The following is a 25,575-nucleotide window of genomic DNA, read 5'->3' as shown; positions in this document are numbered from 1 at the left end:
GAATAGCATTTGCTATTCTCTTCTTATTTTATTTAGAATTAGTTGTAACATTTTTAATTTTTATTGTAATTAGAAGTTTGAATATCATTTTGTAATGGAATATATAAAATAAAAACAATAGATATTAGTAATAAATTAACATATGAGTTCATAGTATTTATAGTAAGGGAGAGGAATTAAAGAGTGGTGAAAATATAAATATAAATTTTAATAAACTTGTATACTTTTTTAATAACTAGAATATATATATAGTGTTAAAAATATTTAGGAGGGTACAACGTGGACAGCTTTAATATATACAAAGATATTGCTGAAAGAACCCAGGGGGACATATATGTAGGAGTTGTGGGACCAGTAAGAACTGGAAAATCAACTTTTATAAAAAGATTTATGGACCTTATGGTTATACCAAAGATTGATAATGCCTATAAAAAAGAAAGAGCAAAGGATGAGTTACCACAAAGTGGGTCGGGTAAAAGTATTCATACAACAGAACCTAAATTCATTCCAAATGAGGCCGTAGAAATAACATTAGATGAGGATATTAAATTTAAGGTTAGAATGGTTGATTGTGTTGGCTATATTGTAAAGGGTGCGCTTGGATATATGGATGGAGAAGAAGCTAAAATGGTTAACACTCCATGGTATGATTATGAAATACCTTTTGAAGATGCAGCTGAGATTGGAACTAGAAAGGTAATTACAGATCATTCAACTATAGGGCTAGTAATAACTACAGATGGTAGCATCACAGGTATAGATAGAGAAGAATATTTAGATGCAGAAGAAAGAGTTATTAATGAATTGAAGGCTATAAACAAACCGTTTATTGTAGTACTTAATACAAAGAATGTTAACGCTCCAGAAACTAAGGAATTAAGAAAAGAATTAGAAGAGAAATATAACGTTTCAGTTCAAGTTATTGATGTATATAGTATGAACCAAGAAGATATAGAAAAAATATTTAGACATGTACTTAAAGAATTCCCAGTAAAAGAAATAAATATAGATATGCCAAAATGGATTGAAAAATTAGAGGCAGAACATTGGTTGAAAAAAGATTTCTTTAATATAGTTAAAGTAATGTGCAAGGACATAAGTAGAGTTAGAGATATAAAATCGACTCTAAATTCATTTAAAGAAGAAGAGTACTTAGGAGCAACTGATTTAAGCGAAGTTAATTTAGGAAGTGGGACAGCAAGGTTAATGATGAAACCTAAAGAAGGTATTTTCTATAAAATATTAAGTGAAATATGTGATTTAGATGTAGAATCAGAAAGTGAACTTTTATCTTTAATTAAAGATCTTAATTTTGCTAAAAAGGAATATGATAAAATAAAGGATGCACTAGTTGATGTTAGAGAAACAGGATATGGACTTGTAGCACCGCAATTATGTGAAATGAAATTTGAAGAACCAGAGATGGTTAAACAAGGAAATAAATTTGGGGTTAAGCTTAAGGCATCAGCACCATCACTTCATTTTATTAAGGCTAATATTAAGACTGAAATCAGTCCAATTATGGGGTCAGAAAAAGAAAGTGAAGAACTTGTGAAATCTCTTATGGACCAATTTGATAAGGATCCTGCATCGCTTTGGCAAAGTAATATGTTTGGTAAATCCTTAGAGGTGTTAGTTAAAGAAGGATTACAAAATAAATTATATAAAATGCCAGAAGATGTTCAAGTTAAGATTCAAAAAACACTTCAAAAAATTATTAATGAAGGTAATGGCGGTTTAATTTGTATAATTCTATAATTTAAACTCTTAAAAACAAACCTTTTGAGAAAGTTCCACTTGGAACTTTCTTTTTTATTTTCAAGTATTATCACTATATAGTTACCTTGAGGAATATAATACAATATACAACTTTGTTAGAAATATTCAGTGCGCTACGCACAATAGAGGTATAGCATATGGAAAATAAATTTTACACCTATAAAAGAGTTGGATATTTTAGACGTAAAATGGCAAATGTTTTAGGCTTATCCTATAGTGGAGTAATATATGCTTCTCCAGGAGTGCTTAAGCATATAAAGAATAGACATGGAAAACAGCTATCAAAAAAAGTGATAACAAATATTCTAGATGTTATAAAAAAAATAATTAATGAACCGGATTATATTGGAATATATAAACTTAGCAATAGTAAAGCTTCTATTGAAATTATTAAAAAGATTAATGTAAATATTTTAGTGGGGATAGAAGTAGATTTAAAAAAGGATTATATATATGTTTCTACAATGTACCCAATTACTGAGGAAAAAATAAAAACTAAGTTGTATAGTGGGAGAATTGTAGAATGGAAGAAATAAGGGCTCTGAATAAAATAGGCCAGAATCTGACTAGTTAATTTTTTGAAGCTTTCTAGGTTACTTGAAAATAAAAGTTGAAACATGACTATGTGAAATGTATAATATGTATATTGTGTTGAATATTATTGAGGTGAGAAATGCCTCCTCATACGCTGAGTTGATCAGTAAATAGAGACGTAGGACGCCGTCCTGCCAATGAGATAAAATAAAGCTTTTGGATTATCCAAAAGTTTTATTTTTTGAATATCCCTTAAATAAACATAAGAGGATTTAGGAGGAATAGTATGAAAAAAATAGCAGTAGTATTTAATGGTGGAACAATATCGATGAAGATAGATGAAAGAATTAAAGCAGCTGTGCCTAGTTTAACTGGTGAAGAAATAATGTCAATGGTAACTGGTATAGAAGAATTTGCAGAGGTTGAATCTTATAATTTCTCAAGTATGCCATCACCGCATATGTCTGTGGAAATAATGCTTGAATTAAGCAAATTTGTTGAAGAGTTATTAAACCGAGAAGATATAGATGGGGTTGTTATAACACATGGAACAGATACCCTTGAAGAAACAGCATATCTTTTAGACTTAACTTTAAAAACAGAAAAGGTTGTAGTAATAACTGGATCAATGAGAAGTAGTTCAGAACTTGGCTATGATGGTCCTTTTAATTTGGCAGCATCTATATGTACTGCAATATCAGAAGAGGCTAAGGGAAGAGGTGTCCTTGTTTGTTTTAATGGAGACTTGAATTCAGCAACAGAAGTAACAAAGGCTAATTCTATGGCTTTAAGTGCTTTTAGAACACCAAATTTTGGACCAATTGGAATGGTAGATAATAATAAAGTTCTTTTCTATAGAAATGTACAAAAAACAAATACATATGAAGTTGAAGAGTTAAGAGGTGAGGTAGCACTTGTTAAATGTGTTGCTGGAATGGATTCATCATATATTAATTTTATAATAGATAAAGGGGATAAAGGTATAGTAATAGAAGCTATGGGGAGAGGGAATGTCCCACCTAAAATGATACCTGGAATAAAAAGGGCAATAAATAAAAATATCCCAGTAGTAATAGTGTCTAGATGTTTTGAAGGAAGAGTATTTGAATCTTACGGATATGAAGGCGGAGGGAAAATGCTTAAAGATCTAGGTGTAATATTTGGAGATACATTACCAGGTCAAAAGGCAAGAATAAAATTAATTCTTGCAATAGGAGCGAAACTTAAATTAGAAGAAATTAGAAATAGTTTTTAAATGATAAAAACAAATGTTAACAATATATGAACAAACTGTTGACAGATGTAACTATACTTTATTAATATGAAACTTGTGATTAATAAAGTATAGAATAAATTTGTTTTCAGGGAGGAAAGTATGGTTAAAAGTATGACTAGCTTCGGAAGAGCGAGTAGCAGGCAAGAAAGTAAACATTTATTTTCAGTAGAAATGAAAAGCGTAAATCATAGATACTTAGATGTTAACGTAAAAATGCCAAAGAGTATGCTATCTTTAGAAGAACAAATAAGGAAATTAATTAATAAAAGTCTTTCAAGAGGTAAAGTAGACGTCTTTATTAATTTGAAAGGTAACTCTGAAGGAAATGGCGTTGCAAAAGTAAACTTAGATTTAGCAAAGAGCTATTTAAAATGTTTAATGGACATAGAAGAAAGCCTGGGAGTTAGAAATGATATTACTATTAACCAAATAGCAAGATACCCAGAAGTAATTAAAGTAATGGAAGAAGAAGATTCCATAGAAGAAATATTTAAAGAAATTAAACCACTAATAGAAGAATCTATTTTAATGATGGAAGAGATGAGGAAAGTTGAAGGCGAAAAGCTTAAAGAAGATATACTTTTAAAACTTTCAGAAATAGAAAATCTAGTAGAAGAAATTTCTAAAATTGCAGAAAAAGTGCCAATGGCATATAAAATAAAACTTGAAGAAAGATTAAAAAAATTACTTGATGGTATAGAAATTGATGAAAGTAGAATAGCATTAGAAATTGCAATTATTGCTGATAAGGCGTCAGTAGATGAGGAAATAACTCGTCTGCATAGCCACATACATCAATTAAGAAAAACTTTCGAAGAAGATGAAACAATAGGAAGAAAGTTGGATTTTATAATTCAAGAAATGAATAGAGAAGCGAATACAATAGCATCTAAATCTAGCGATGTTTACATGACAAATATTGTCATTAACATAAAGAATTTAATCGAAAAAATGAGAGAACAAGTACAAAACATTGAGTAACAAGGAGGAAAAAAATGGGAATTAAATTGATTAATATTGGATTTGGAAACATAGTTTCAGCTAATAGATTAGTTGCTATTGTTAGTCCTGAATCTGCACCTATTAAAAGAATAATCCAAGAAGCTAGAGACAGAGGAATGTTAATAGATGCAACTTATGGAAGAAGAACAAGAGCAGTTATAATAACTGATAGTGATCATGTTATTTTATCAGCAGTACAACCAGAAACAGTAGCACATAGACTTTCAAATAAAGATGGAACAGTAGATGAGGTTGACGAATAATGAATACAAATAATAGAGGCGTGCTAATAGTTATTTCAGGTCCATCTGGTGCTGGAAAAGGAACTATATGCAAAGCTTTATTAGAAAAACATAAAGACTTATACTTGTCAGTTTCCGCAACAACAAGATCACCAAGAAATGGTGAAGTAGAAGGCGTAAACTATTATTTCCTTACAAGAGAGCATTTTCAAGCACAAATTAATGAAAATGGGTTCTTAGAACATGCAGAAGTTTATGGTAATTGCTATGGCACTCCAAAAGCAAATGTAGAACAAATGCTTGAGGATGGTAAGGATGTAATTTTAGAAATAGATATTCAAGGTGCTTTAAAAGTAAAAGAAAACTTCAATGAGGGTGTATTTATATTTGTACTTCCACCATCAATGGAGGAATTGAAACAAAGAATTATTAAACGAGGCAGTGAAACAAAAGAATCTTTAATGACAAGATTTAAATCTGCTTATCAAGAAATTAATTATATTTCTAAATATAATTATGCAGTAGTAAATGACACTGTTGAAGTCGCAGCTAGTAAAGTTGAAGCAATAATTGCTGCTGAAAAATGCAGGGTCGATAGAATAAAAGACACAATATTAGATTCTAAGGAGGGCTTTATTCATGAACAACTCTATGATTAATCCATCAATAATGGAGCTATTAGAAAAGGTAGAAGATAGATATACTTTAGTTACAGTTACTTCAAAAAGAGCAAGACAAATAATCAATGGTAGTGAACCACAAGTATTTACAAAATCACACAAAGCTTTAACAATTGGGATTCAAGAAATATTTGAAGGTGTTGTAGAATATCATAAGCTTACAGAAGAAGAACAAAAGCTAGAGGATGAAAAATAAAAATGAAAAGTAAAAAGTGTGTGGTTATTGGAGTAAGTGGAGGCATTGCGGTGTACAAAGCTCTTGATATAATTAGTGCTTTGAAAAAACAAGATGTAGATGTAAGAGTTATAATGACTGAGTCTGCAACTGAATTTGTTACACCTCTTTCTTTTCAATCTTTAAGTCAAAATATGGTAGCTACAGATATGTTTGCAGAACCTAAAGCTTTTGAAATACAACATATTTCTTTAGCTCAAAAAGCTGACCTTATGCTTATAGCGCCAGCTACTGCAAATATAATTGGTAAAGTTGCAAATGGCATAGCAGATGATATGCTATCTACAACAATAATGGCTACAAAAGCAAAGGTTATATTTGCTCCGGCTATGAATACAAATATGTATGAAAATGTTATAGTTCAAAGTAACATAGAAAAGCTTATATCTTATGGATATGAGTTTATAACACCAGGATCGGGCAGGCTTGCTTGTGGAGATGTTGGGGTTGGTAAACTGGCGGATGTTAATATAATCGTTAATAAGGTCTTAGAGGAGCTAAATAAAGCTACTAAAAAACAAGATTTAAAAGGAAAAAAAGTATTAGTGAGCGCAGGACCAACTATCGCACAGATTGATCCAGTAAGGTTTATTACAAATAGATCTACAGGAAAAATGGGTTATAATTTAGCACAAGAAGCAAAAGATAGAGGCGCTGAAGTTGTTTTAGTTTCAGGACCAACTTCTTTAGAAAACCCAAAAGGTGTTAAAGTTATAAATGTAAACACTAATGATGAAATGAAAGATGCAATTTTAGAACATTTTCATAATAGTGATATTGTTATAAAAGCCGCTGCAGTTGCAGATTATAAGCCTAAAGAGTACAGCACACAAAAGATAAAAAAAGGTGACGGAGATTTAAACTTAGTATTAACTAGGGATAATGATATCTTAAAGTTACTTGGAGATAAAAAAACTCATCAGTTATTAGTAGGCTTTGCAGCTGAAAGTAATAATGTAATAGAAAATGCGAAAAAGAAGTTAGAAAAGAAAAATCTTGATTTTATTGTAGCAAATGATATTACAGCTAAGGAAACTGGATTCGGTAGTGATGATAACAAAGTTATTATTATCTCAAGTACTGGAGAAAAGAAAGAACTAGACAAGATGAGCAAAAAAGAGGTAGCATCAAATATTTTTGACACTATTTTAGAAAAGCGCTAATTGCGCTTTTTCTTCTATATATAGTTTGGGAAGATACCTAAATAAAAGGTGTGATAAATTTGAAAACATATGCAGAAATAATAGTAAATAGTGATGTATTAGATATAGATAAACCATTCACTTATGAGGTAGGCGAAGAATTTAAAAACGATATAAGGCAAGGACAATTAGTCAAAGTACCTTTTGGAGTTCGAAATACATTAACAGACGGCTTTGTATTAGGTTTAAAATATGAGGATGATATAAAAGGTATGAGAATTAAAAAAGTTAAAAAAATTAGTTTTATAGAGCCTGTATTAACTAGTGATGATTTAAGCCTAATTGAATTTCTAAGAGATACTTATTTATGTAAGTATATAGATGCAATAAGACTTTTGATACCACAAGGGATATTGAAGGGAACTAAAAATAAAAGTAAAAAAGTGATTATATGGATTAAAGACATACAGGATAAAAATAAAGAAGAAAAGTATGGAGAAATATTAAACTATATAAAAGCTAATGATGGAAAGTTTACTAAAAGTGAATTAACTAAAGAAAAAAAAATGTCTTTATACAAAATTAATAAACTTATAGAAGAAGAATATTTAGGATGCCAAGAAGAAATAGTGTATAGGTATAATATAAGAGAATATAATGCCTATGGAGAAAAAAAACTTACAGATGAGCAATTTATGGCAATAGAACAAATTAAAGCATCAAAGAATAATCTGTATTTATTAAAAGGTGTTACAGGATCTGGAAAAACAGAGGTTTATATGAAACTTGTTGAAGAAACTATTAAGAACGGTAATTCTGCAATTGTTTTGGTGCCAGAAATAGCACTAACTCCACAGATGATTGAAAGATTTAAAGGTCGCTTTGGAAAAGAGGTAGCCTTATTTCATAGTAGATTATCAGAAGGGGAAAGACATGATGAATGGCATAGAGTTCATGATGGAAATGCTAAACTAATAGTTGGAGCAAGAAGTGCACTGTTTTTACCCGCTAGGAACCTGGGATTAATTATTATAGATGAAGAGCATGAAAATACTTATAAATCAGAACAAAATCCTAAATATCAAACTAGGGAAGTTGCAGAGTTTTTATCTAGGCTAAAAGGCTGTAAGGTTATTTTTGGTTCAGCAACACCATCTATTGAAAGCTATTATAGAGCTATTTCAGGTGAAATGAAATTAATAGAACTGAATAATAGAGTAGACAAAAAAACTATGCCAAAAATGCAAATAGTAGATATGAGAAATGAATTAAAGTCAGGAAACATGTCTATATTTAGTAAGGAGCTATATAATTCGGTTAATGAAGCTCTGAAAAATAAGGAACAAATTATTTTGTTTTTGAATAGAAGAGGCTTTTCTACATTTGTTTCATGCAGAGGATGTGGTTATGTATTTAAATGTCCTAACTGTGATATTTCAATGACATACCATAAAAATGGTTTTTTAGTTTGTCATTATTGTGGTAAAACTGAAAAGCAACCTAAAATTTGCCCAAAGTGTGAAAGTAAATATGTGAAATTTTTTGGATCTGGAACACAAAAGGTTCAAGATGAAGTAGTTAAATACTTTCCATCGGCCAGGGTTTTAAGAATGGATGTAGATACAACAAGGGGAAAGAATGCTCATGAAAATATCTATAATTCTTTTAAAAATGGTGAGGGAGATATATTAATAGGTACTCAAATGATATCAAAGGGGTTAGATTTCCCAAATGTAACTTTAGTTGGAATTATAGCAGCAGATATATCTATAAACATACCAGATTATAGATCAGCTGAAAAAACTTTTCAAATAATAACTCAAGTTGGAGGAAGAGCAGGACGAGGCGAAAAAGAAGGTAAGGTTATTATACAAACCTACACGCCAGATTATTATGGGTTGATTTATGCGAAAAATTATGATTATGAAGGTTTTTATAATGAAGAATTTGCATTAAGGGGGCTAATGGGTTATCCTCCATTTGGTAAACTATTATTAATTAATGGTTCCTCTAAAAATGAAGAACAGCTTAAAATATTTATGAAAAACTTAGCAATAGAGTTAAAAAAGATAAATAATGAATATACTTATATTAATATGTTAGGACCAGTACCTTGTATTATTACCAAAATTAAGGATAGTTATAGGTGGCAAATACTATTTAAAGGGGAATTACCCCAAGAATTTTGCAAAAAAATCAAGGATAGGCTTTATGAATTTAATAAAAATGTATATAATGAGATAAGAGTCAGTATAGATATAAATCCAAATAATTTAACATAGGAGGGCTAAAGATGGCTATTAGAAATATAAGGGAAAATGGAGACGATGTTTTAAGAAAAAAGAGTAAGAATGTAGAAGAAATAAATTCAAGAATAATTACGCTTTTAAAAGATATGGCAGAAACAATGTATGAGGCAGATGGCGTTGGGCTTGCAGCAGTGCAAGTTGGAATTCTTAAAAGAATATTTGTAATTGATGCTTATGATGATGAAGGACTTAGAGTATTTATAAATCCAGAAATATTAGAAACAAAGGGTTCACAATTAGGAGAAGAAGGCTGTCTTAGTGTGCCAGGACAACTAGAAGATATAGAAAGAGCTAATTATGTAAAGGTAAAAGCTTTAAATGAAAGAGGCGAAGAATTTATATTAGAAGCTGAAGAATTATTAGCAAGAGCTATATTACACGAATATGATCATTTAGAGGGAACTTTATTTATAGATCTTATAAAGTAATAGAGTGTTTTAAAAAATAATAGTTAGAGTTAGGTGTATATTGACAATTGTTTAAAAAAACATGCCTAAAGGAGGGATAAAATTTTGAAAATAGTATTTATGGGAACCCCAGAATTTTCAGTTCCTTCACTAAAAAAACTTATAGAAACCTATGAAGTTTGTGCAGTTTTTACTCAACCAGATAAACCAAAAGGTAGAGGTAAAAAAATGGCGTATTCCCCAGTAAAGGAAGTAGCCTTAGAATATAATATCCCAGTTTACCAACCTATAAAATTAAAAGATGATAGAGAATGTATAGAAGCACTTAAATCATTAAATCCAGATTTTATAATTGTAGTAGCTTTTGGACAAATATTAACACAGGAAATTTTAGATGTTCCAAAGTATGCATGTGTAAATTTACATGCTTCCCTATTACCTATGTATAGAGGTGCAGCACCTTTAAACTGGGCTATTATAAATGGAGAAAAGGTGTCTGGTAATACTACAATGTTAATGGGACTTGGGATTGATACTGGAGATATGCTTCTTAAAAATCAAGTTGAAATTACAGAACATATGATAGCTGGAGAACTTCATGATTTATTAATGAGTTCAGGGGGAAATTTATTAGTCCAAACAATAGAAGGATTAGTAAATAAAACTATTATTCCTAAAAAGCAGCATGGAGAAACTTTTTATGCTAAAATGCTTAATAAGGAAACAGGAAGAATAAATTGGAATAATTCTGCAAAAGATATTCATAATCTAGTTAGAGGATTGAACCCGTGGCCAATTGCACATACTACTTATGAAGATCAAACAATGAAAATTTATAAGAGTACTGTGATAAATGAGCAAAGTGATAAAGATCCTGGAACAATAATTAGAGTTGATAAAGAAGGGGTTAAGGTTAGCTGCTTAGAAGGAATACTTTTAATAGAAATAGTACAATTTCCAAATGGAAAACCTCTAACAATAGAACAATATATAAATGGAAAACCTATAAAAGAGAATATTAAATTAATATAATTGATATTAAGGAGATGTTTTTATGTATTTTGATTCCACATATTTGTTGTTAATTCCAGCTATGCTTATTGCATTTTGGGCACAAACAAAAATTAACAGCACTTATAATAAATATAGTAAAATAAGAACAGTAGGTGGAAATACAGGCGCAGAAATTGCACGAAGTATATTAGATGGTGCAGGGCTTTTTGATGTAAGGATAGAAAGAACAAATACAAAACTTGGGGACCATTATGATCCAAGGGATAGGGTAGTTAGACTCTCGCCAGAGGTTTATGCAGGGGCTACAATTGCATCTGCAGGAGTAGCAGCTCATGAGGTTGGGCACGCTATTCAACATCAGAAAAGTTACAAACCATTAGTACTTAGAACAACAATAGCACCAGTTGTAAATATTGGAAGTCAAGCTTCTATGATTTTGTTTTTTATAGGAGTGTTGTTTAGCTTTAAAGGGCTTACGACAATAGGAATAATATTTTTCTCAGTAACAGTAATTTATCAATTAGTAACGCTTCCTGTTGAGTTTAATGCTTCAACAAGAGCTTTATCAATATTAAAATCTAATGGGATATTATATGGTGATGAAGTAAAGGGAGCACAAAAAGTATTAGATGCAGCTGCTATGACATATGTAGCAGGAGCACTGATGGCTATTTCTCAATTAGTTAGATTAATAGCTTTAAGTAATAGATATAACGAATAATTAAAGAAAATGAGGTATGAAGGATGAATAGTAGAAATATAGCAAGAAAAATAATACAAAGAGTTTTAAGTGAAGGAGCATATTCAAATATTGTTCTTTCAAATGAATTAAATAACAATGAATTATCAGATAAGGATAAAGCGTTAGTGACAGAAATAGTATATGGTACTTTAAGAAGAAAAAAAACAATTGATGTTATAATAGCTAATTTCGTTAGAGATATGACACAAATGGATGATGGAATTGTAAATATATTAAGAGTTGCAATATATCAAATGCACTTCCTTGATAAGGTTCCGGGATATGCAGCTGTAAATGAAGCTGTTGAGGAAGCTAAAGATATTTCATTAGAAGGATCAAAATTAGTTAATGGAATACTAAGAAGTTATTTAAAAAATGAAAAAGAAATAACAGTAAAAGGAAATAGAATAGATGAGTTAGCTTATAAATATTCTCTTCAACCTTGGATGATAAGATTATTTATAAAACAATATGGAGAAGAAAAAACCATGCAAATTATGAGTGGTTTAAATGCAACTCCTAAGGTTACTGTAAGAATTAATGGCATAAAAGGTGAATATGATGATATATATGAAAAATTAGAAGAAGCTGGATATGAAATTGAAGAAGGTTACGCTTGCCCAGAAGCAATTTCAATTAAAGGTGGTAGCGGAATAGAAAAAAATCCTCTATTTGCAGAAGGTCTAATAACAGTACAAGATGAAAGCGCTATGCTAATAGCTCCACTTTTAGATTTACAAGAAGAAGAAACTGTACTAGATTTATGTGCAGCTCCAGGTGGAAAAACTACTCATATAGCTGAATTGCTTGAAAATACAGGGGAAGTTTTAGCTTTTGATTTATATGAAAATAAATTATCATTAATTGAAGAAAATGTAGCTAGACTTGGAATAACAAATGTTAAAACAGAGGAAATGGATGCATGTACATTAGATACTAGATTTATAAGTCATGCAGATAAAATCCTTATTGATGTTCCGTGTTCAGGCCTTGGAATAATAAGAAAGAAACCAGAAATAAAATGGAATAAAACAAGACAACAATTAAAAGATTTAGTTCCAATACAAAGAAAAATTATGGAAAATGCATGGCAATATCTTAAGCCAAGTGGGACATTAGTTTACTCTACATGTACACTAAATAAAGAAGAAAACGAAGAAAATATAAAGTGGTTCCTATCAAACCATAGTGATGCAACTGTGCAAAAAATATTCTTAGGTAAGAAAGATAACTTTATATATGATAAAGATGGAAGCTTAACTATAATGCCAAATGAATATATGGATGGCTTCTATGTAGCAAAAATTAAAAAGTCATATTAGGAGAAATAATGGAAAATATATTGGATTACACTTTAGAAGAATTATCAAATTGGATGAAAGATAATGGTGAAAGTGCTTTTAGAGCTAAACAAGTTTTTTCCTGGATATATAAGGGTGTTTGGATTTTTGAAGAAATGAAAAACATCCCTAAATCTATAGGAGAAAAATTAAATAATCACTTTTATATTGGAATTCCAAAAATAATAGAAAAATTTGAATCAGACATAGATGGTACACAAAAATTATTGCTTGGATTTAAAGATGGAAATTTAATTGAAAGCGTAATAATGAGATATAAGCATGGAAATTCTATTTGTATATCAACTCAAGTAGGCTGTAGAATGGGATGTACATTTTGTGCATCTACATTAGAAGGTCGAATTAGAAATCTAACAAGTGGAGAAATTTTAGCTCAAATAATAGTTGCTCAAAATCAATTAGGGGAAAGAATTTCAAATGTAGTATTAATGGGAAGTGGAGAACCTTTAGATAACTATGATAATGTAACTAAGTTCTTAGAACTTGTAAATGCAGATTATGGACTTAATATAGGACAAAGACATATTACTCTTTCGACCTGTGGTATAGTACCTAGAATCTATGAATTAGCAGATAAAGAATCAAGCATAACACTAGCTATTTCGCTTCATGCATATAGTGATGAAATAAGAAAAAACATTATGCCTGTTGCTAATAAATATACTATTAAAGAGGTTCTAGACGCATGTAAATACTATGTAGATAAAACGGGAAGACGTATAACTTATGAATATGCATTAGTTTCTGGAATTAATGACAGTGCTGATGATGCAAAATCATTAAGTAAGCTTCTAAGAGGTATGTTATGTCATGTTAACCTTATTCCTGTAAATGAAATAAAAGAAAATACGCTAAAAAGACCATCTAAAAAAATAATTGAGGACTTTGAATCAATACTTAAGGATGAAGGAATTGAAGTTACAGTTAGAAGAGAAATGGGAAGCGATATAAATGCAGCTTGTGGTCAATTAAGAAGGAGCTATATAGAAACCCAAAAATAAAGGGAGAGGGTATTGATGACTGGTATAAAAAGTGATGTTGGTATAGTAAGAGAATTAAATGAAGATTATGCAAAGTATGTTGAAAATGAAAAATTTAAGGCATACGTTGTTGCAGATGGTATGGGTGGTCATAATGCTGGTGAAGTAGCTAGCAAAATGGCAACTGAAAAAATAATAGAATATATAGAAGCGAATTTTACAGAGGAAAATAAAGAAGAAATACTAAAAAGAGCTGTTCTATATGCAAATAAAGAAGTATACTCTTTCTCTCATAAGGAGGAAGAGTATACTGGCATGGGGACAACCTTGACAGCATGTCTTATTACAAATAAATTTATTCAAATCGCAAATGTTGGTGATAGTTCTTGCTTTGGTATTAGAAACAAGAATATTGAGAAAATAACTAAAGATCATTCTTTAGTACAAGAACTTTTAGATTTGGGTACGATAAGTGAAGAAGAAGCAGCTAAACATCCACAAAAAAATGTAATAACTAGAGCTATAGGTACTAAAGATTGGGTGGATATAGATGTGTTTAATATAGAACTTGGGAAATTCCAAACTTTAATGCTATGTTCAGATGGATTATCAAACGAAGTTAATAAACAGGATATTTTATCTATAATTAATGAGGCTGATAATATTAATATTGCTTGTGAAAAGCTAGTTGATGTAGCAAAAAGTAGAGGTGGAAGAGATAACATAACAGTAATGTTATTCGAAGGAGAGGTGTAGTATGAAGGGAATTGTACTTGGCAATAGATATGAGCTATTGGAAAAAATAGGCGAAGGCGGAATGGCTGAAGTATATAAAGCTAGATGTAATAAGTTAAACAGATTTGTTGCAGTTAAAATACTAAGAAAACAATTTGCTAATAATGAAGAAATATCACAAAAATTTAAAAAAGAAGCTACTGCAATAGCTAATTTATCTGATGCTAATATAGTTAATATTTTAGATGTTGGTACTCAAGATGATATAGATTATATAGTTATGGAACTGGTAAATGGAAAAACATTAAAGGATGTTATAAATTTTAATGGTAATCTTGGATATGCTACTGCAATAAAAATAGGACTACAAATAGCAAAGGCATTAGATTGCGCACATAAAAATAATATTATTCATAGAGATATAAAACCCCAAAATATACTTATTACTGAAAATGGTGATGTTAAAGTAACTGATTTTGGAATAGCAAAATCAACAGATTCATCAACAATTACTAATACAACAAGTATTATAGGGTCTGCACATTATTTATCACCAGAGCAAGCAAAGGGTACGTATATAGATTGTAGAGCTGATATATATTCTTTAGGTATAGTTTTATATGAAATGGTAACTGGAAAGCTTCCTTTTGAAGGAGATTCACCTGTTACTGTAGCACTTAAACATCTACAAGAAGAACCTGTGGCACCTAAAAATATTAATTCAGCTATACCAGATAGTTTGAATAAACTAATTTTAAAAGCTATGGAAAAAGAAGCTGTTAAAAGATATCAAAGTGCAAAAGATATTATTCAAGATCTTCAGAAGATACAACAAAATCCAGATATAATAATAAGTGATAAACCTATACAGGATAATCAGTATACAATAGTTATGTCACCAGTAAGCCTTGATACTAATAAGAAAAATAATATGTCGAAATTAGAAGAGGATTACTATGAAGATGAAGATGAAGATGAAGCCTACGAAGATGAAGAAGACGAAGAAGAAGATGATGATTATGAAGAAAAGAAAGTAAAGAAAAAGAAAAAAGGTAGCAATGTAGCTAAAAAAATTATAATTGCAATTGTAGGTGTATTAATTTTAGTAGGATTAGTAGCAACTGGGCTTAAGATAGCTACTGGAGTCACAAAGGTGAAAGATGTTAAGGTTCCAGAAATTAGCGGGAAGACTGTGGAAGAAGCTAAAGTTATATTAGAAAAGGTTAAGTTAGAAGTTGAAGAAGTTGGGTCAAAGAAAAGTGATAAGCCAGAAGGTGCAATTGTTGAAATTGACCCTAAGGTTGGAACTGTAGTTAAAGAAAAAACTAAAGTGAAAGTAATGGTATCAGCTGGAATTGAAAAACTTAAGATGATAGATCTTAGAGAAGTAGAATTTAATGAGGCTATAAAAAGATTAAAAGATATGGGTATTACAAATGTTAAAAAAACAGAAGAATTTAGTGAGAGTATTCCTTATGGATTAGTAATTAGCCAAGATCCAAAACTTAAAACAGAAGTTACAGAAGATACGGCTGTTAATCTAGTTGTAAGTAGAGGAGCAGAAAAGAAATTGGTTGATGTCCCAAATGTAATTAAAAAAAGCGCAAGTGATGCAAAGTCAAAGCTTGAAGGCTTGAAATTATCAGTGGAGATAAAAGAAAAGGATACAGATAGGGAAAATGAAAATGGTATAGTACTTGAACAATCTATATCTGATAAAAAGGTTGAAGCAGGTACTGCTATAACTATTTCTGTAGGTAAATATGTAAAACCTATTGTGTTAATTAATTTAGATGAATTAGGGATTACGGGTAAAAAAGTATCAGAAGCTAGGAGTATATTAGAAGGTAAGGGTCTTAAGGTTGTATTTGCTAATGGTGGAGTTGATGAAGCCAATGATATAGTGAGTGGGTATAACCCAGCTAAGGCAGAAGCGGGGGCGACAATAACATTAAGCACAGAAAAACCTAAACAGGAAAAACCTAAACCGGATAATCCAAATAAACAGGATAATCCAAATAAACCTACTCAACCTTAAGTAAATAATAACTAATAGGAATGAAAAGATTAAATTTTCATTAATGTGGGTAAAAATTAAGAGGGCAAATATAATTTGCTCTCTTTCACTTTAGGTATATTTCAAAAAAATGTTTTTTTTATTGCATTTTTTGGTGAAATCTGTTTATTATAAGTAAGGAGAATAAAATATTTGGAGGTATTATGAAAGGAAAAATTATTAAAGGAATTGGCGGGTTTTATTACGTAAAAACTGAAGATGGATTAATAGAATGTAAAGCGCGTGGAATATTTAGACATAAAGATATTGTACCTATGGTAGGCGATAACGTAGAAATAGAGGTTGATAGAGGTAAGGGGGTAATTGAAGAAATTTTTGAAAGATCTTCAGAACTTATAAGACCAACAGTTGCTAATGTAACTATAGCCTTTGTTGTTTTTGCAATTAAAAGCCCTGATATTAATTTTGATCTTTTAAATAGATTTTTAATTCTTTGTGAGCACAATAAAATGGAAGCTATTGTTTGCTTAAACAAGGTGGATTTAGTAACAGAGGGAGAAAAAGAGGAAGTAAAGAAAAAAATTAATGATATTGGTTATGAAGTATTATATATTAATGCTAAAAAAGGGGAAGGTATAGAATTATTAAAGGAAAGATTAGAAGATAATATAACAGTGTTATGTGGGCCTTCAGGGGCTGGTAAATCAACTTTGATAAATACGCTCTTAGCTAAAGAACATATGGAAACTGGAGTTGTTTCTAATAAAATTGGTAGAGGGAAACATACAACAAGGCATAGTGAATTAATTGAAATGGGAGAAGGGTATTTAGTAGATACTCCAGGATTTTCAAATCTAGAAATAACATTTATGGAAGAGGAAGATCTAAGATATTGTTTCCCAGAGTTTAAAGAGTATAATAGTAAGTGTAAATATAGAGGATGCCTTCACAATAAAGAACCACATTGTGCTGTGAAAAATGCAATAGAAGAAGGAAAAATAAATGAATTTAGATATAAATTTTATATAAGAACTCTAGAAGAAATTATAGATAGGAGGAAGAATAAATGGTAAAAATATCACCATCAATTTTATCAGCAGATTTTTCGAAATTAGGAGAAGATATAGAAAAGGTAGATAAGGCAGGAGCAGATTTTATTCATATAGATGTAATGGATGGATCTTTTGTTCCTAATATATCATTTGGTATGCCTATAATTAAAGCAATAAGAAATAAGACAAAAAAGGTGTTTGATGTTCACTTAATGATAAATAACCCTTCGAATTATATAGATGAATTTATATCTGCAGGGGCAGATATAATAACTATACATTATGAAGCCGAAAATCATATAGATAGAGCTATAGAATATATAAAATCCAAAGGAGTTAAGGTTGGAGTAGCATTAAATCCTGGAACGCCTACAATAGTTTTAAAAAATATTATAAATAAATTAGATATGGTTTTAATAATGTCTGTTAACCCAGGATTTGGAGGACAAAAATTTATTCCTTATGCCTTAGATAAAATTAAGGAAGTTAAGGAAATGAGCAAAGAAGCTAATAAGGATTTATTAATACAAGTAGATGGGGGAGTAGATAGAAGCAACATTTCAGAAGTTATAAAGTCTGGCGCAAATGTTATAGTTGCAGGCTCTGCAATATTTGGAGATGGTAAATTAGAAGAAAATATTAAGGCATTAAGAGGGGCATAAAAAATGAAGGCGTTAATTGTATCTGGAGGAAGAGCTCCTTCGGAAGAATTATTATTAGAGCACATAGTTGACTCTGAACTTATAATTGGAGCTGACAGAGGCTGTGAGGTGCTTTTAAAGTATGGTGTAGTGCCAAGCTACATAATAGGAGACTTTGATTCGGCATCTAAAGAAACTATAAAAAAACTAGAAGAAATGAATGTTTGTAAATTTAAGTATAAAAAAGAAAAAGATTATACAGATACAGAATTAGCATTTAAGTTAGCTTTAGACAAGGGTGCAACTGAAATCATAATGATGGGAGTTACAGGATCTAGATATGATCATACATTAGGGAATATAGGGTTATTATTAAAGGCTTTAGAATTAAAGGTTAATGCTAAAATAGTTGATGATAATAATAAAATATATTTAATTAATAAAAATACTAAATTTACTGGACACTTTGGAGATATTATATCTTTTCAAGCATATTTTCAAACTGTGAAATCCTTAAATATTAAAGGTGCCAAATATGAATTAAGTAATTATGATTTAAAAATAGGAGAATCCATAACTACATCTAATGAATTTTTAGAGAAATCAATAGAAATTTCCTTTGAAGAAGGCATCTTAATGGTTTTACATACAAGGGATTAAAAAAAATAAAAATAATAATCACCAGATCTAATTATACTGCATACAATAAGTATAAAGAGATTTGGTGATTTTTTTATTTTTAATATTACATATTTAAAATAAAATACTAAGAAGATCTAGAAATTATTAGTAGTAAGGAGGGATTGTTAATGAAGATTTTTGCAATTAAATTACCTAGATTTATCTCAAATTTTATAAAGTTTTTTAGAAGAAAAAAATAATACATAGGAAAAAAGAAAAAAGAAGAAAAAATAAAAAATGCAATTGATTAAATCAATTGCATTTTTTATTGTAACTTATATTGCTCTTTGAACCTTACCGGATCTAAGGCATCTTGTACATGTATGAACCGTTTTTGGTGTTCCGTTAACTAAAGCTTTTACTCTTTTTATGTTAGGAGCCCAAGTTCTTTTTGATTGACGATGTGAATGACTGTACTGAACACCAGCAACAACGCCTTTATCACAAATCTCGCATCTTCTTGCCACTTGAAAACACCTCCTTATTTATGAATATAATTTCTCTTCAATAGGACAGATTAGAGTTTATCATATAAAGGGTTGAATTTGCAAGCAAAATATTTTTTTTATTGTACATACTATGTTTATAGGTATATTTATTTGTAGGTATGATTAGAGATATTCAAAAAAAATAGTCGGATTATTGTCTATTTTATATTATTATTAATTAAAATAGACTTTTAAATAGGATCATTATGTGAATTTTATGGTCCTTCTCGTAATGGAAAAATATCTACAGAATGTTTGGCTTGTTATTTTTTTCATCTCTTTTAATAAAATACTGAAATAAGCATTATAATATTTACTTGAATATTATCTGTAAGTAATATAAAATATAATATAAGGAAATTTATAAGGAGGATTCTATATGTTAGGATATTCAAATGACCTTGGTACAATACATTATTCAGAAGAGGTACTAGGAAAAATAGTTGGGCTTTCAACCATGGAATGCTATGGTGTAGTAGGAATGGTTTCTAAGAATGCTACAGAAGGTTTATGGGAAATAATGAGAATAGAGAATTTGAGCAAAGGTGTTAAATTAAATTTTAATGAAGACGATAAATTAGTAATAGAATTATTTATTATGGTAGAATACGGAACAAAAATTTCAGTAATAGCTAACAACATAATAAAAAAGGTCCGTTATAGCGTAGAGAACTTTACTGGATTAAAAGTTTCATCTGTTACAGTAAATGTTCAAGCTGTTAGAGTCTAGGAGGTAAAAGGATGAAATATCAAAAAATAAACGGCCATGATTTTTATAATATGGTTGTTAACGGTAGTAATAGATTATTAGAGCAAAGCGATTATGTTAATGCATTAAATGTATTTCCAGTCCCAGATGGAGATACAGGGACTAACATGTCAATGACATTTAAAGCAGCTGTAAAAGAAATAGAAAACTTAAACTCAAAATCAATAGGGGAGACTTCAAAGAAGCTTGCAAAAGGTGCTTTAATGGGTGCTAGAGGAAATTCAGGAGTTATTCTTTCACAAATATTAAGAGGTATAGCAAAGGGCTTAGAAGAAAAAGAAGAAGTTACATCACAAGAATTGGCAATTGCGATTCAAGAAGGTAGTAAGGCAGCGTATAAAGCTGTTATGAGACCAACAGAGGGAACTATATTGTCAGTAATTAGAGCAGCTGCAGAAGGTGCTGCAGGTACAAAATCGGATGATGTTGTTGATTTCTTAAATACTGTAGTTTTAGATTCTAAAATTATGCTTGATAAAACACCAGAATTGCTACCAGCACTTAAAAAGGCAAAAGTAGTAGATTCAGGTGGTATGGGATTGTATATAATATTTAAAGGTATGCATGAAGCTTTAAGAGATGGTATAAAAGCAGAACTTAAAGATATAAAACCAGCTGAAGCTGGTGGGGTACGTGCACAAGGAACTGAAGAAATAGACATTACATTTGGTTATTGCACAGAATTTATAGTTCTAGGAGATGCTTCAAAAGCTAAAAATTTCCAAAAGGATATAGAAAAGCTTGGAGATTCTTGCATAGTAGTAGGATATGAAGATGTAATTAAAGTACATATTCACACAAATGATCCTGGAACAGTACTGGCAAAAGCAGTTCAAATTGGAGAATTATCAAAAATTAAAATTGATAATATGAGAGAAGAACATAGAGAACTTTTAAATGCAGGAGCTTACGGTAATTCAGAAGTTGCTAGAGATGAAGAAGAGGCAGAAGAAGAAGAAAAAGAATTTGCATTCATTTCAGTAGCAATGGGTAATGGAATTACTAATATATTCAAAGATTTAGGTGTGGATTATGTAATTGAAGGTGGTCAAACTATGAATCCTTCAACACAAGATATGATAGAATGCATTTCAAAATTAAATGCTAAGCATATATTCATATTACCTAATAACAAAAATATAATTATGGCAGCAACTCAAGCAGCTGAAATTTCAGAAAAAGATGTTAGAGTAATTAAGACTACAACAATACCACAAGGTATTACAGCTATTACAATGTTTAATCATGAAGAAGACGTAGATTCAAATGAAAAGGCATTAAAAGAAGCTATAGAAGTGGTAAAGACAGGTTCTGTTACTTATGCAGTAAGAGATACTGAAATTGATAATATCGAAATAAAAGAAGGCAATATGCTTGGGTTAATTGAGGGCAAAATTAAAAAGGTTGGAGAAGATTATTGCATAGTTGCTGAAGAAATATTAGAGGCTATGGTGGATGAAGATAGCGAACTTATTACAATATTTTATGGCATCGATGTTGAAAAAGATAAATTAGATGATTTAATTAAGCGATTAGAAGATAAATATGGAAATGCTGATGTTCAATGTTATAGTGGAGAACAACCACTTTATTATTTCATAATGTCAGTAGAATAAGTGATTTTCAAAAACAAGCCAATATAAAGATTTGAAAGTTAATTTAAATTTACAAAGCACAAGTAATTACTTTATTTACATAAAGTGTTGCTTGTGCTTTAATATTTATAAAATAAAGTTTTAGAGGTGAAAAGATGCAAGTTTCAATAGAAATATCTTCATTAAAGGGTGTAGGGCCAAAGTTAAATGAAAAACTTAATAAGTGTGGGATATTTACTATATTAGATTTGCTTTTATATTTTCCAAGAGATTATGAATTCATAAGGGCTAATATAGCCTTTGAAGAAATAGATGGAGAAGAAAAACAAATATTATCATGCAGGGTAAAGGGTTTTGATAATGATATTAGAACTAGAACTGGGAAATATATTAGTGGGATAAAGTTTGAATATGATGGACATATAGTTGAGGGAAAGTGGTTTAATCAACGATTTATTAAAAATTCTTATAAAGTAGGGCAAAATTATGATTTAGTTGGTAAGTTTAAAAAAATAGGGAATAGATTAGAAATTATTAATCCAATTATAGGTTGTGCTCAGGCAAAGTCCAGTGAAATTATTCCTAGGTATTCACTTAAAGGCGATTTATCAGATAAAATATTGATTAAGCTTATAAATCAAGTTATGGCTGATGTAATAATAAATGATAATTTACCTAAAGAGTTAATAGAGAAATATAATTTAATAGGATTAGATGAAGCTATAAGAAGTATTCATTTTCCAAAGGGAAAAGTTGAACTTGAAAATGCTGTAGTAAGACTAAAGTTTCAAGAATTATTTACATACTCTATGAAATTATTATTACTAAAAAACAAGGTTAGAAGTAATGATGGAATAAGGTTTAAACTTGTAGATGAATTAACCGATTTAAAGTTATCGCTACCATTTAATTTAACAAATGCACAAACAAAGGTAGTTAGAGAAATATTAAATGATCAAAGAAGCCCATATCCAATGAATAGGTTAGTTCAAGGAGATGTAGGTAGTGGGAAAACAATAGTTGCATTAATTGCAATGTTTAACGTTATAAAAAATGGTTATCAAGCATCACTAATGGTTCCAACAGAAATATTAGCGAATCAACATTATTTAGAGGCAAAAAAACTCTTTGAACCATTTAACATAGCAATTGAATTGTTAACTGGAAGTACAACTGCGAAAGAAAAAAAGAGGATAAAAGAAAGAATATCAAGTGAAGAGGTAATTATTGTAATTGGAACTCATGCTCTTATTCAAGAAGATGTACAATTTAGTAATTTAGGTTTAGTTATTACTGATGAGCAACATAGATTTGGAGTAGAACAAAGAAGTAAATTAATTAATAAAGGTAGAAGACCAGATGTAATTGTTATGTCAGCTACTCCAATTCCGAGAACTTTAGCTCTTTATATATATTCAGATTTAGATGTTTCAATAATAGATGAGTTGCCACCTGGAAGAAAAAAAATTGATACAAAGTTCTTTGTGGATAGAGATAGAAATAAGGCTTATGACTTAGCTTTAGAAGAAGTTGGACTGGGGAGACAGGTTTATATTGTTTGTCCGCTAATTGAAGAAAATGAAAAAATGGATTTAAACTCAGTAGAAAAATTATACGATGAATTAAAAGATGGAATATTTAGAGATACTTCTATAGAAATACTTCATGGGAAAATGAAACCTAAGGAAAAAGCTGAAATAATAACTGCTTTTAAAGAAGATAAGACTAAAGTTTTGATTTCAACTACAGTAATAGAAGTTGGAGTTAATGTTCCAAACGCATCTATAATGATTATTGAAAATGCAGAAAGATTTGGACTTGCACAGTTACATCAACTTAGAGGTCGGGTTGGAAGAGGCGAGTATGCTTCTTATTGTGTATTGCTTGGAAATGCTAGGAGCAATACTACTAAAAAAAGAATGGAAATAATGACAGAATCTACAGATGGATTTTATATTTCAGAGCAAGATTTAAAACTAAGAGGTTCTGGAGAAGTATTTGGACTTAGACAAAGCGGAGATGCAGGTTTATTGCTTGCGGATATATATGAGGATACAGAAATATTAAAATGCGCAAGAGGGGAAGCACGGATTCTTCTAGGATCTAAAGAACCTATGCATATGAAAACATGTAGTGATATAGAGAAGTCAATAGAGAGGTGGAGTCGATATATCTGCTTCAACTAAAAAAATTGTATAAATATAAAGATTATGTTAAAATTAAAATAATAGTACCTATAAGGAGTAACGAAAATGAGAATAATATCTGGAAAAGCAAGGGGACGTAAATTAATACCTCCTGCAACTATGGAAACAAGACCAACATTAGATAGAGTTAAGGAAGCTATGTTTAGTATGATATTAGGATATATTCCTGATGCTGTTGTTATAGATGTTTTTGCAGGAACAGGAAGCCTTGGATTAGAAGCTGCAAGTAGAGGTGCGAAGGAAGTTTATTTAGTAGATAAAAGTCCGATAACATTTCCTTTGTTGAAGGAAAATGTAGAGAACTTAAAGTTTTCAGAGTTTTGTTTTCCTTTAAATATGGATTCTTATGAGGCTCTACGAAGTCTTGCTAAAAAGGGGAAAATATTTGATTTGATATTTATAGACCCACCATATTGTAAAGAAATGATACCTGAGGCTCTAAAAATTGTTAAAGAAAATAACTTGCTTCAAAAAAATGGATTAATAGTAACTAAAATTGATACTATTGAAGAAATATATGAAGGTTATGAAAATATTACTTTAACTCAAAGTAGAAAATATGGAAATACAACAGTATGTTTTTATAAGTATAACTAAAATTGTTTTTGGAGGAAAGTATGAGAATAGCTATTTATCCTGGAAGTTTTGATCCTATAACAAATGGACATTTAGATATAATTAAAAGAGGATCAAAGGCTTTTGATAAGTTAATTGTAGCAGTTTTAATAAATGTGGAAAAAAAAGGACTATTTGATATTGAAGAAAGAGTAAAACTAATAAAAATGGTTACTGAAGATATTCATAATGTAGAAGTAGTCAGTTTTGAAGGGTTACTAGTTGATTTTGCGAAAATGAATAATTCAAATGTGATTTTAAAAGGACTTAGAGCAGTATCTGATTTTGAATATGAGTTCCAAATGGCTTTAATGAATTCAAAATTAGATCCACATATAGAAACTGTTTTTATGATGACTGCAGCTGAATGTTCATATTTAAGCTCATCATCAGTTAAGCAAGTAGCTAAATTTGGAGGATGTATAAAAGGATTAGTACCAGATATAATAATTCCAAATATAGAAAATAGAATTAATAATTAAAAGGGGTTGAGTTTTGTGGATAAACTAGAAGTTAATATAGTGGAACTTTTAGAGTACTTACAGGATATTATTGAAAGCGCACCAAAGGTTCCTATTACAGGTAAATCTATGGTAGATAAAAAAGAATTTAATGAAGTTATAGACCAAATAATAAACTATCTTCCAGATCAATTTAAAAAGGCTCAATGGGTTATGAATGAAAAGGATAGAATCCTAGGAGATGCCCAAAAAGAATATGAAACAGTTAAAAAAGAAACTGTTAAAATGATGAAGCATAATGTGGAGAATCATGATATTGTAAAAGAAGCTAAAATACGAGGAACTGAAATTCTAGCACTAGCACAACGTGATGCTAAGGCTATAAGAATAGGGTCTAGAGAATATTCAAATGAAATTTTATCGGAATTAGATAAAGAGTTAGAAGATAAAAAGAGTAAGTTAATACAACTAATGCAAAAATCATTTGAAGTAGTTGCAAAAGAAATTGACGAAAATATGTCTAATGCAAGTACAACAATAAAAGAAAATATAGCTGAATTAAGAAATATGTAATTTCTTAAAGTGTTTGAAAAAAGTAACAAGTCAAGGTG

The 25,575-nt window shown here is 30.0% G+C and carries 26 protein-coding genes; 25 read left to right on the top strand and 1 reads right to left on the bottom strand.

Annotation, left to right across the window (positions count from 1 at the left end; translation table 11 throughout):
* Positions 1–279: 279 nt before the first annotated feature.
* From spoIVA to J1C67_RS17345, 19 genes are all read left to right on the top strand, one after another.
* Positions 280–1,758 carry a stage IV sporulation protein A gene (gene spoIVA, locus J1C67_RS17435; RefSeq protein WP_089967961.1) on the top strand — a complete coding sequence of 493 codons (1,479 nt, stop codon included), beginning with the start codon at positions 280–282 and terminating at the stop codon, positions 1,756–1,758.
* A gap of 158 nt (positions 1,759–1,916) precedes the next feature.
* Positions 1,917–2,315 carry a PBECR3 domain-containing polyvalent protein gene (locus J1C67_RS17430; RefSeq protein WP_167865513.1) on the top strand — a complete coding sequence of 133 codons (399 nt, stop codon included), beginning with the start codon at positions 1,917–1,919 and terminating at the stop codon, positions 2,313–2,315.
* A gap of 284 nt (positions 2,316–2,599) precedes the next feature.
* Entirely contained in the window at positions 2,600–3,568 is a 969-nt protein-coding gene (locus tag J1C67_RS17425) for an asparaginase (protein WP_167865514.1), read from the top strand.
* 120 nt (positions 3,569–3,688) lie between these two features.
* Positions 3,689–4,570, top strand: a complete 882-nt coding sequence (locus J1C67_RS17420; protein WP_167865515.1) for a YicC/YloC family endoribonuclease — start codon at positions 3,689–3,691, stop codon at positions 4,568–4,570.
* Between the two features lie 14 nt (positions 4,571–4,584).
* A complete protein-coding gene (gene remA, locus J1C67_RS17415) occupies positions 4,585–4,854 on the top strand; it encodes an extracellular matrix/biofilm regulator RemA (RefSeq protein WP_089967949.1) in 270 nt (89 codons plus the stop codon).
* Positions 4,854–5,492 carry a guanylate kinase gene (gene gmk, locus J1C67_RS17410; RefSeq protein WP_089967946.1) on the top strand — a complete coding sequence of 213 codons (639 nt, stop codon included), beginning with the start codon at positions 4,854–4,856 and terminating at the stop codon, positions 5,490–5,492. The genes remA and gmk overlap by 1 nt, the downstream gene beginning before the upstream one ends.
* On the top strand, positions 5,473–5,709 hold the full coding sequence (gene rpoZ / locus J1C67_RS17405; protein WP_089967943.1) for a DNA-directed RNA polymerase subunit omega: 237 nt from the start codon (positions 5,473–5,475) through the stop codon (positions 5,707–5,709). Before gmk ends, rpoZ begins: the two co-directional genes overlap by 20 nt.
* Before the next feature lie 2 nt (positions 5,710–5,711).
* Positions 5,712–6,911, top strand: coding sequence for a bifunctional phosphopantothenoylcysteine decarboxylase/phosphopantothenate--cysteine ligase CoaBC (gene coaBC / locus J1C67_RS17400; RefSeq protein ID WP_089967941.1), 1,200 nt, complete (start codon positions 5,712–5,714; stop codon positions 6,909–6,911).
* Positions 6,912–6,970: 59 nt separating this feature from the next.
* Positions 6,971–9,172, top strand: a complete 2,202-nt coding sequence (gene priA / locus J1C67_RS17395; RefSeq protein WP_167865516.1) for a primosomal protein N' — start codon at positions 6,971–6,973, stop codon at positions 9,170–9,172.
* 11 nt (positions 9,173–9,183) lie between these two features.
* Entirely contained in the window at positions 9,184–9,627 is a 444-nt protein-coding gene (def, locus tag J1C67_RS17390; RefSeq protein WP_167865517.1) for a peptide deformylase, read from the top strand.
* 84 nt (positions 9,628–9,711) lie between these two features.
* A complete protein-coding gene (gene fmt, locus J1C67_RS17385; RefSeq protein ID WP_167865518.1) occupies positions 9,712–10,638 on the top strand; it encodes a methionyl-tRNA formyltransferase in 927 nt (308 codons plus the stop codon).
* Positions 10,639–10,660: 22 nt separating this feature from the next.
* Positions 10,661–11,341, top strand: a complete 681-nt coding sequence (locus J1C67_RS17380; RefSeq protein ID WP_089967932.1) for a zinc metallopeptidase — start codon at positions 10,661–10,663, stop codon at positions 11,339–11,341.
* A gap of 23 nt (positions 11,342–11,364) precedes the next feature.
* The gene (gene rsmB / locus J1C67_RS17375) at positions 11,365–12,684 is read left to right on the top strand and encodes a 16S rRNA (cytosine(967)-C(5))-methyltransferase RsmB (RefSeq protein ID WP_089967929.1); all 1,320 of its coding nucleotides are present in this window, start codon (positions 11,365–11,367) and stop codon (positions 12,682–12,684) included.
* An 8-nt stretch (positions 12,685–12,692) separates the two neighbouring features.
* Positions 12,693–13,724, top strand: a complete 1,032-nt coding sequence (gene rlmN, locus J1C67_RS17370; RefSeq protein ID WP_167865519.1) for a dual-specificity RNA methyltransferase RlmN — start codon at positions 12,693–12,695, stop codon at positions 13,722–13,724.
* 15 nt (positions 13,725–13,739) lie between these two features.
* The gene (locus J1C67_RS17365; protein WP_089967925.1) at positions 13,740–14,459 is read left to right on the top strand and encodes a Stp1/IreP family PP2C-type Ser/Thr phosphatase; all 720 of its coding nucleotides are present in this window, start codon (positions 13,740–13,742) and stop codon (positions 14,457–14,459) included.
* A 1-nt stretch (position 14,460) separates the two neighbouring features.
* Entirely contained in the window at positions 14,461–16,476 is a 2,016-nt protein-coding gene (gene pknB / locus J1C67_RS17360) for a Stk1 family PASTA domain-containing Ser/Thr kinase (protein ID WP_167865520.1), read from the top strand.
* A gap of 182 nt (positions 16,477–16,658) precedes the next feature.
* Positions 16,659–17,528, top strand: coding sequence for a ribosome small subunit-dependent GTPase A (gene rsgA, locus J1C67_RS17355; RefSeq protein WP_167865521.1), 870 nt, complete (start codon positions 16,659–16,661; stop codon positions 17,526–17,528).
* Positions 17,522–18,169 (top strand): ribulose-phosphate 3-epimerase, encoded by a 648-nt coding sequence (gene rpe, locus J1C67_RS17350; protein ID WP_167865522.1) that lies wholly within the window; start codon positions 17,522–17,524, stop codon positions 18,167–18,169. Before rsgA ends, rpe begins: the two co-directional genes overlap by 7 nt.
* Positions 18,170–18,172: 3 nt before the next feature.
* Positions 18,173–18,808, top strand: coding sequence for a thiamine diphosphokinase (locus J1C67_RS17345; protein WP_167865523.1), 636 nt, complete (start codon positions 18,173–18,175; stop codon positions 18,806–18,808).
* A gap of 296 nt (positions 18,809–19,104) precedes the next feature.
* Here J1C67_RS17345 and rpmB read toward each other — a convergent pair whose 3' ends face one another.
* Positions 19,105–19,296, bottom strand: a complete 192-nt coding sequence (gene rpmB, locus J1C67_RS17340) for a 50S ribosomal protein L28 (RefSeq protein WP_089967912.1) — start codon at positions 19,294–19,296, stop codon at positions 19,105–19,107.
* Positions 19,297–19,696: 400 nt separating this feature from the next.
* Between rpmB and J1C67_RS17335 the strand changes: the two genes are divergently transcribed.
* The 6 genes from J1C67_RS17335 to J1C67_RS17310 all read left to right on the top strand — a co-directional run bounded on the left by J1C67_RS17335 (position 19,697) and on the right by J1C67_RS17310 (position 25,537).
* Entirely contained in the window at positions 19,697–20,047 is a 351-nt protein-coding gene (locus tag J1C67_RS17335) for an Asp23/Gls24 family envelope stress response protein (RefSeq protein ID WP_089967911.1), read from the top strand.
* A gap of 11 nt (positions 20,048–20,058) precedes the next feature.
* On the top strand, positions 20,059–21,702 hold the full coding sequence (locus tag J1C67_RS17330; RefSeq protein WP_167865524.1) for a DAK2 domain-containing protein: 1,644 nt from the start codon (positions 20,059–20,061) through the stop codon (positions 21,700–21,702).
* Positions 21,703–21,836: 134 nt separating this feature from the next.
* Complete coding sequence (gene recG / locus J1C67_RS17325; protein WP_167865525.1) at positions 21,837–23,867, top strand: ATP-dependent DNA helicase RecG; 2,031 nt, start codon at positions 21,837–21,839, stop codon at positions 23,865–23,867.
* 66 nt (positions 23,868–23,933) lie between these two features.
* Entirely contained in the window at positions 23,934–24,485 is a 552-nt protein-coding gene (rsmD, locus tag J1C67_RS17320; RefSeq protein ID WP_167865526.1) for a 16S rRNA (guanine(966)-N(2))-methyltransferase RsmD, read from the top strand.
* 20 nt (positions 24,486–24,505) lie between these two features.
* Entirely contained in the window at positions 24,506–24,985 is a 480-nt protein-coding gene (coaD, locus tag J1C67_RS17315; RefSeq protein WP_089967899.1) for a pantetheine-phosphate adenylyltransferase, read from the top strand.
* Positions 24,986–25,000: 15 nt separating this feature from the next.
* Positions 25,001–25,537, top strand: coding sequence for an ATPase (locus tag J1C67_RS17310; protein ID WP_167865527.1), 537 nt, complete (start codon positions 25,001–25,003; stop codon positions 25,535–25,537).
* The last annotated feature ends 38 nt before the right edge of the window (positions 25,538–25,575 follow it).

Origin of the sequence: Clostridium gasigenes (assembly GCF_017348895.1) — a bacterium.
In the GTDB taxonomy this organism is placed as follows: domain Bacteria; phylum Bacillota; class Clostridia; order Clostridiales; family Clostridiaceae; genus Clostridium; species Clostridium gasigenes.
This window is presented reverse-complemented; position numbering and strand designations above follow the sequence as displayed.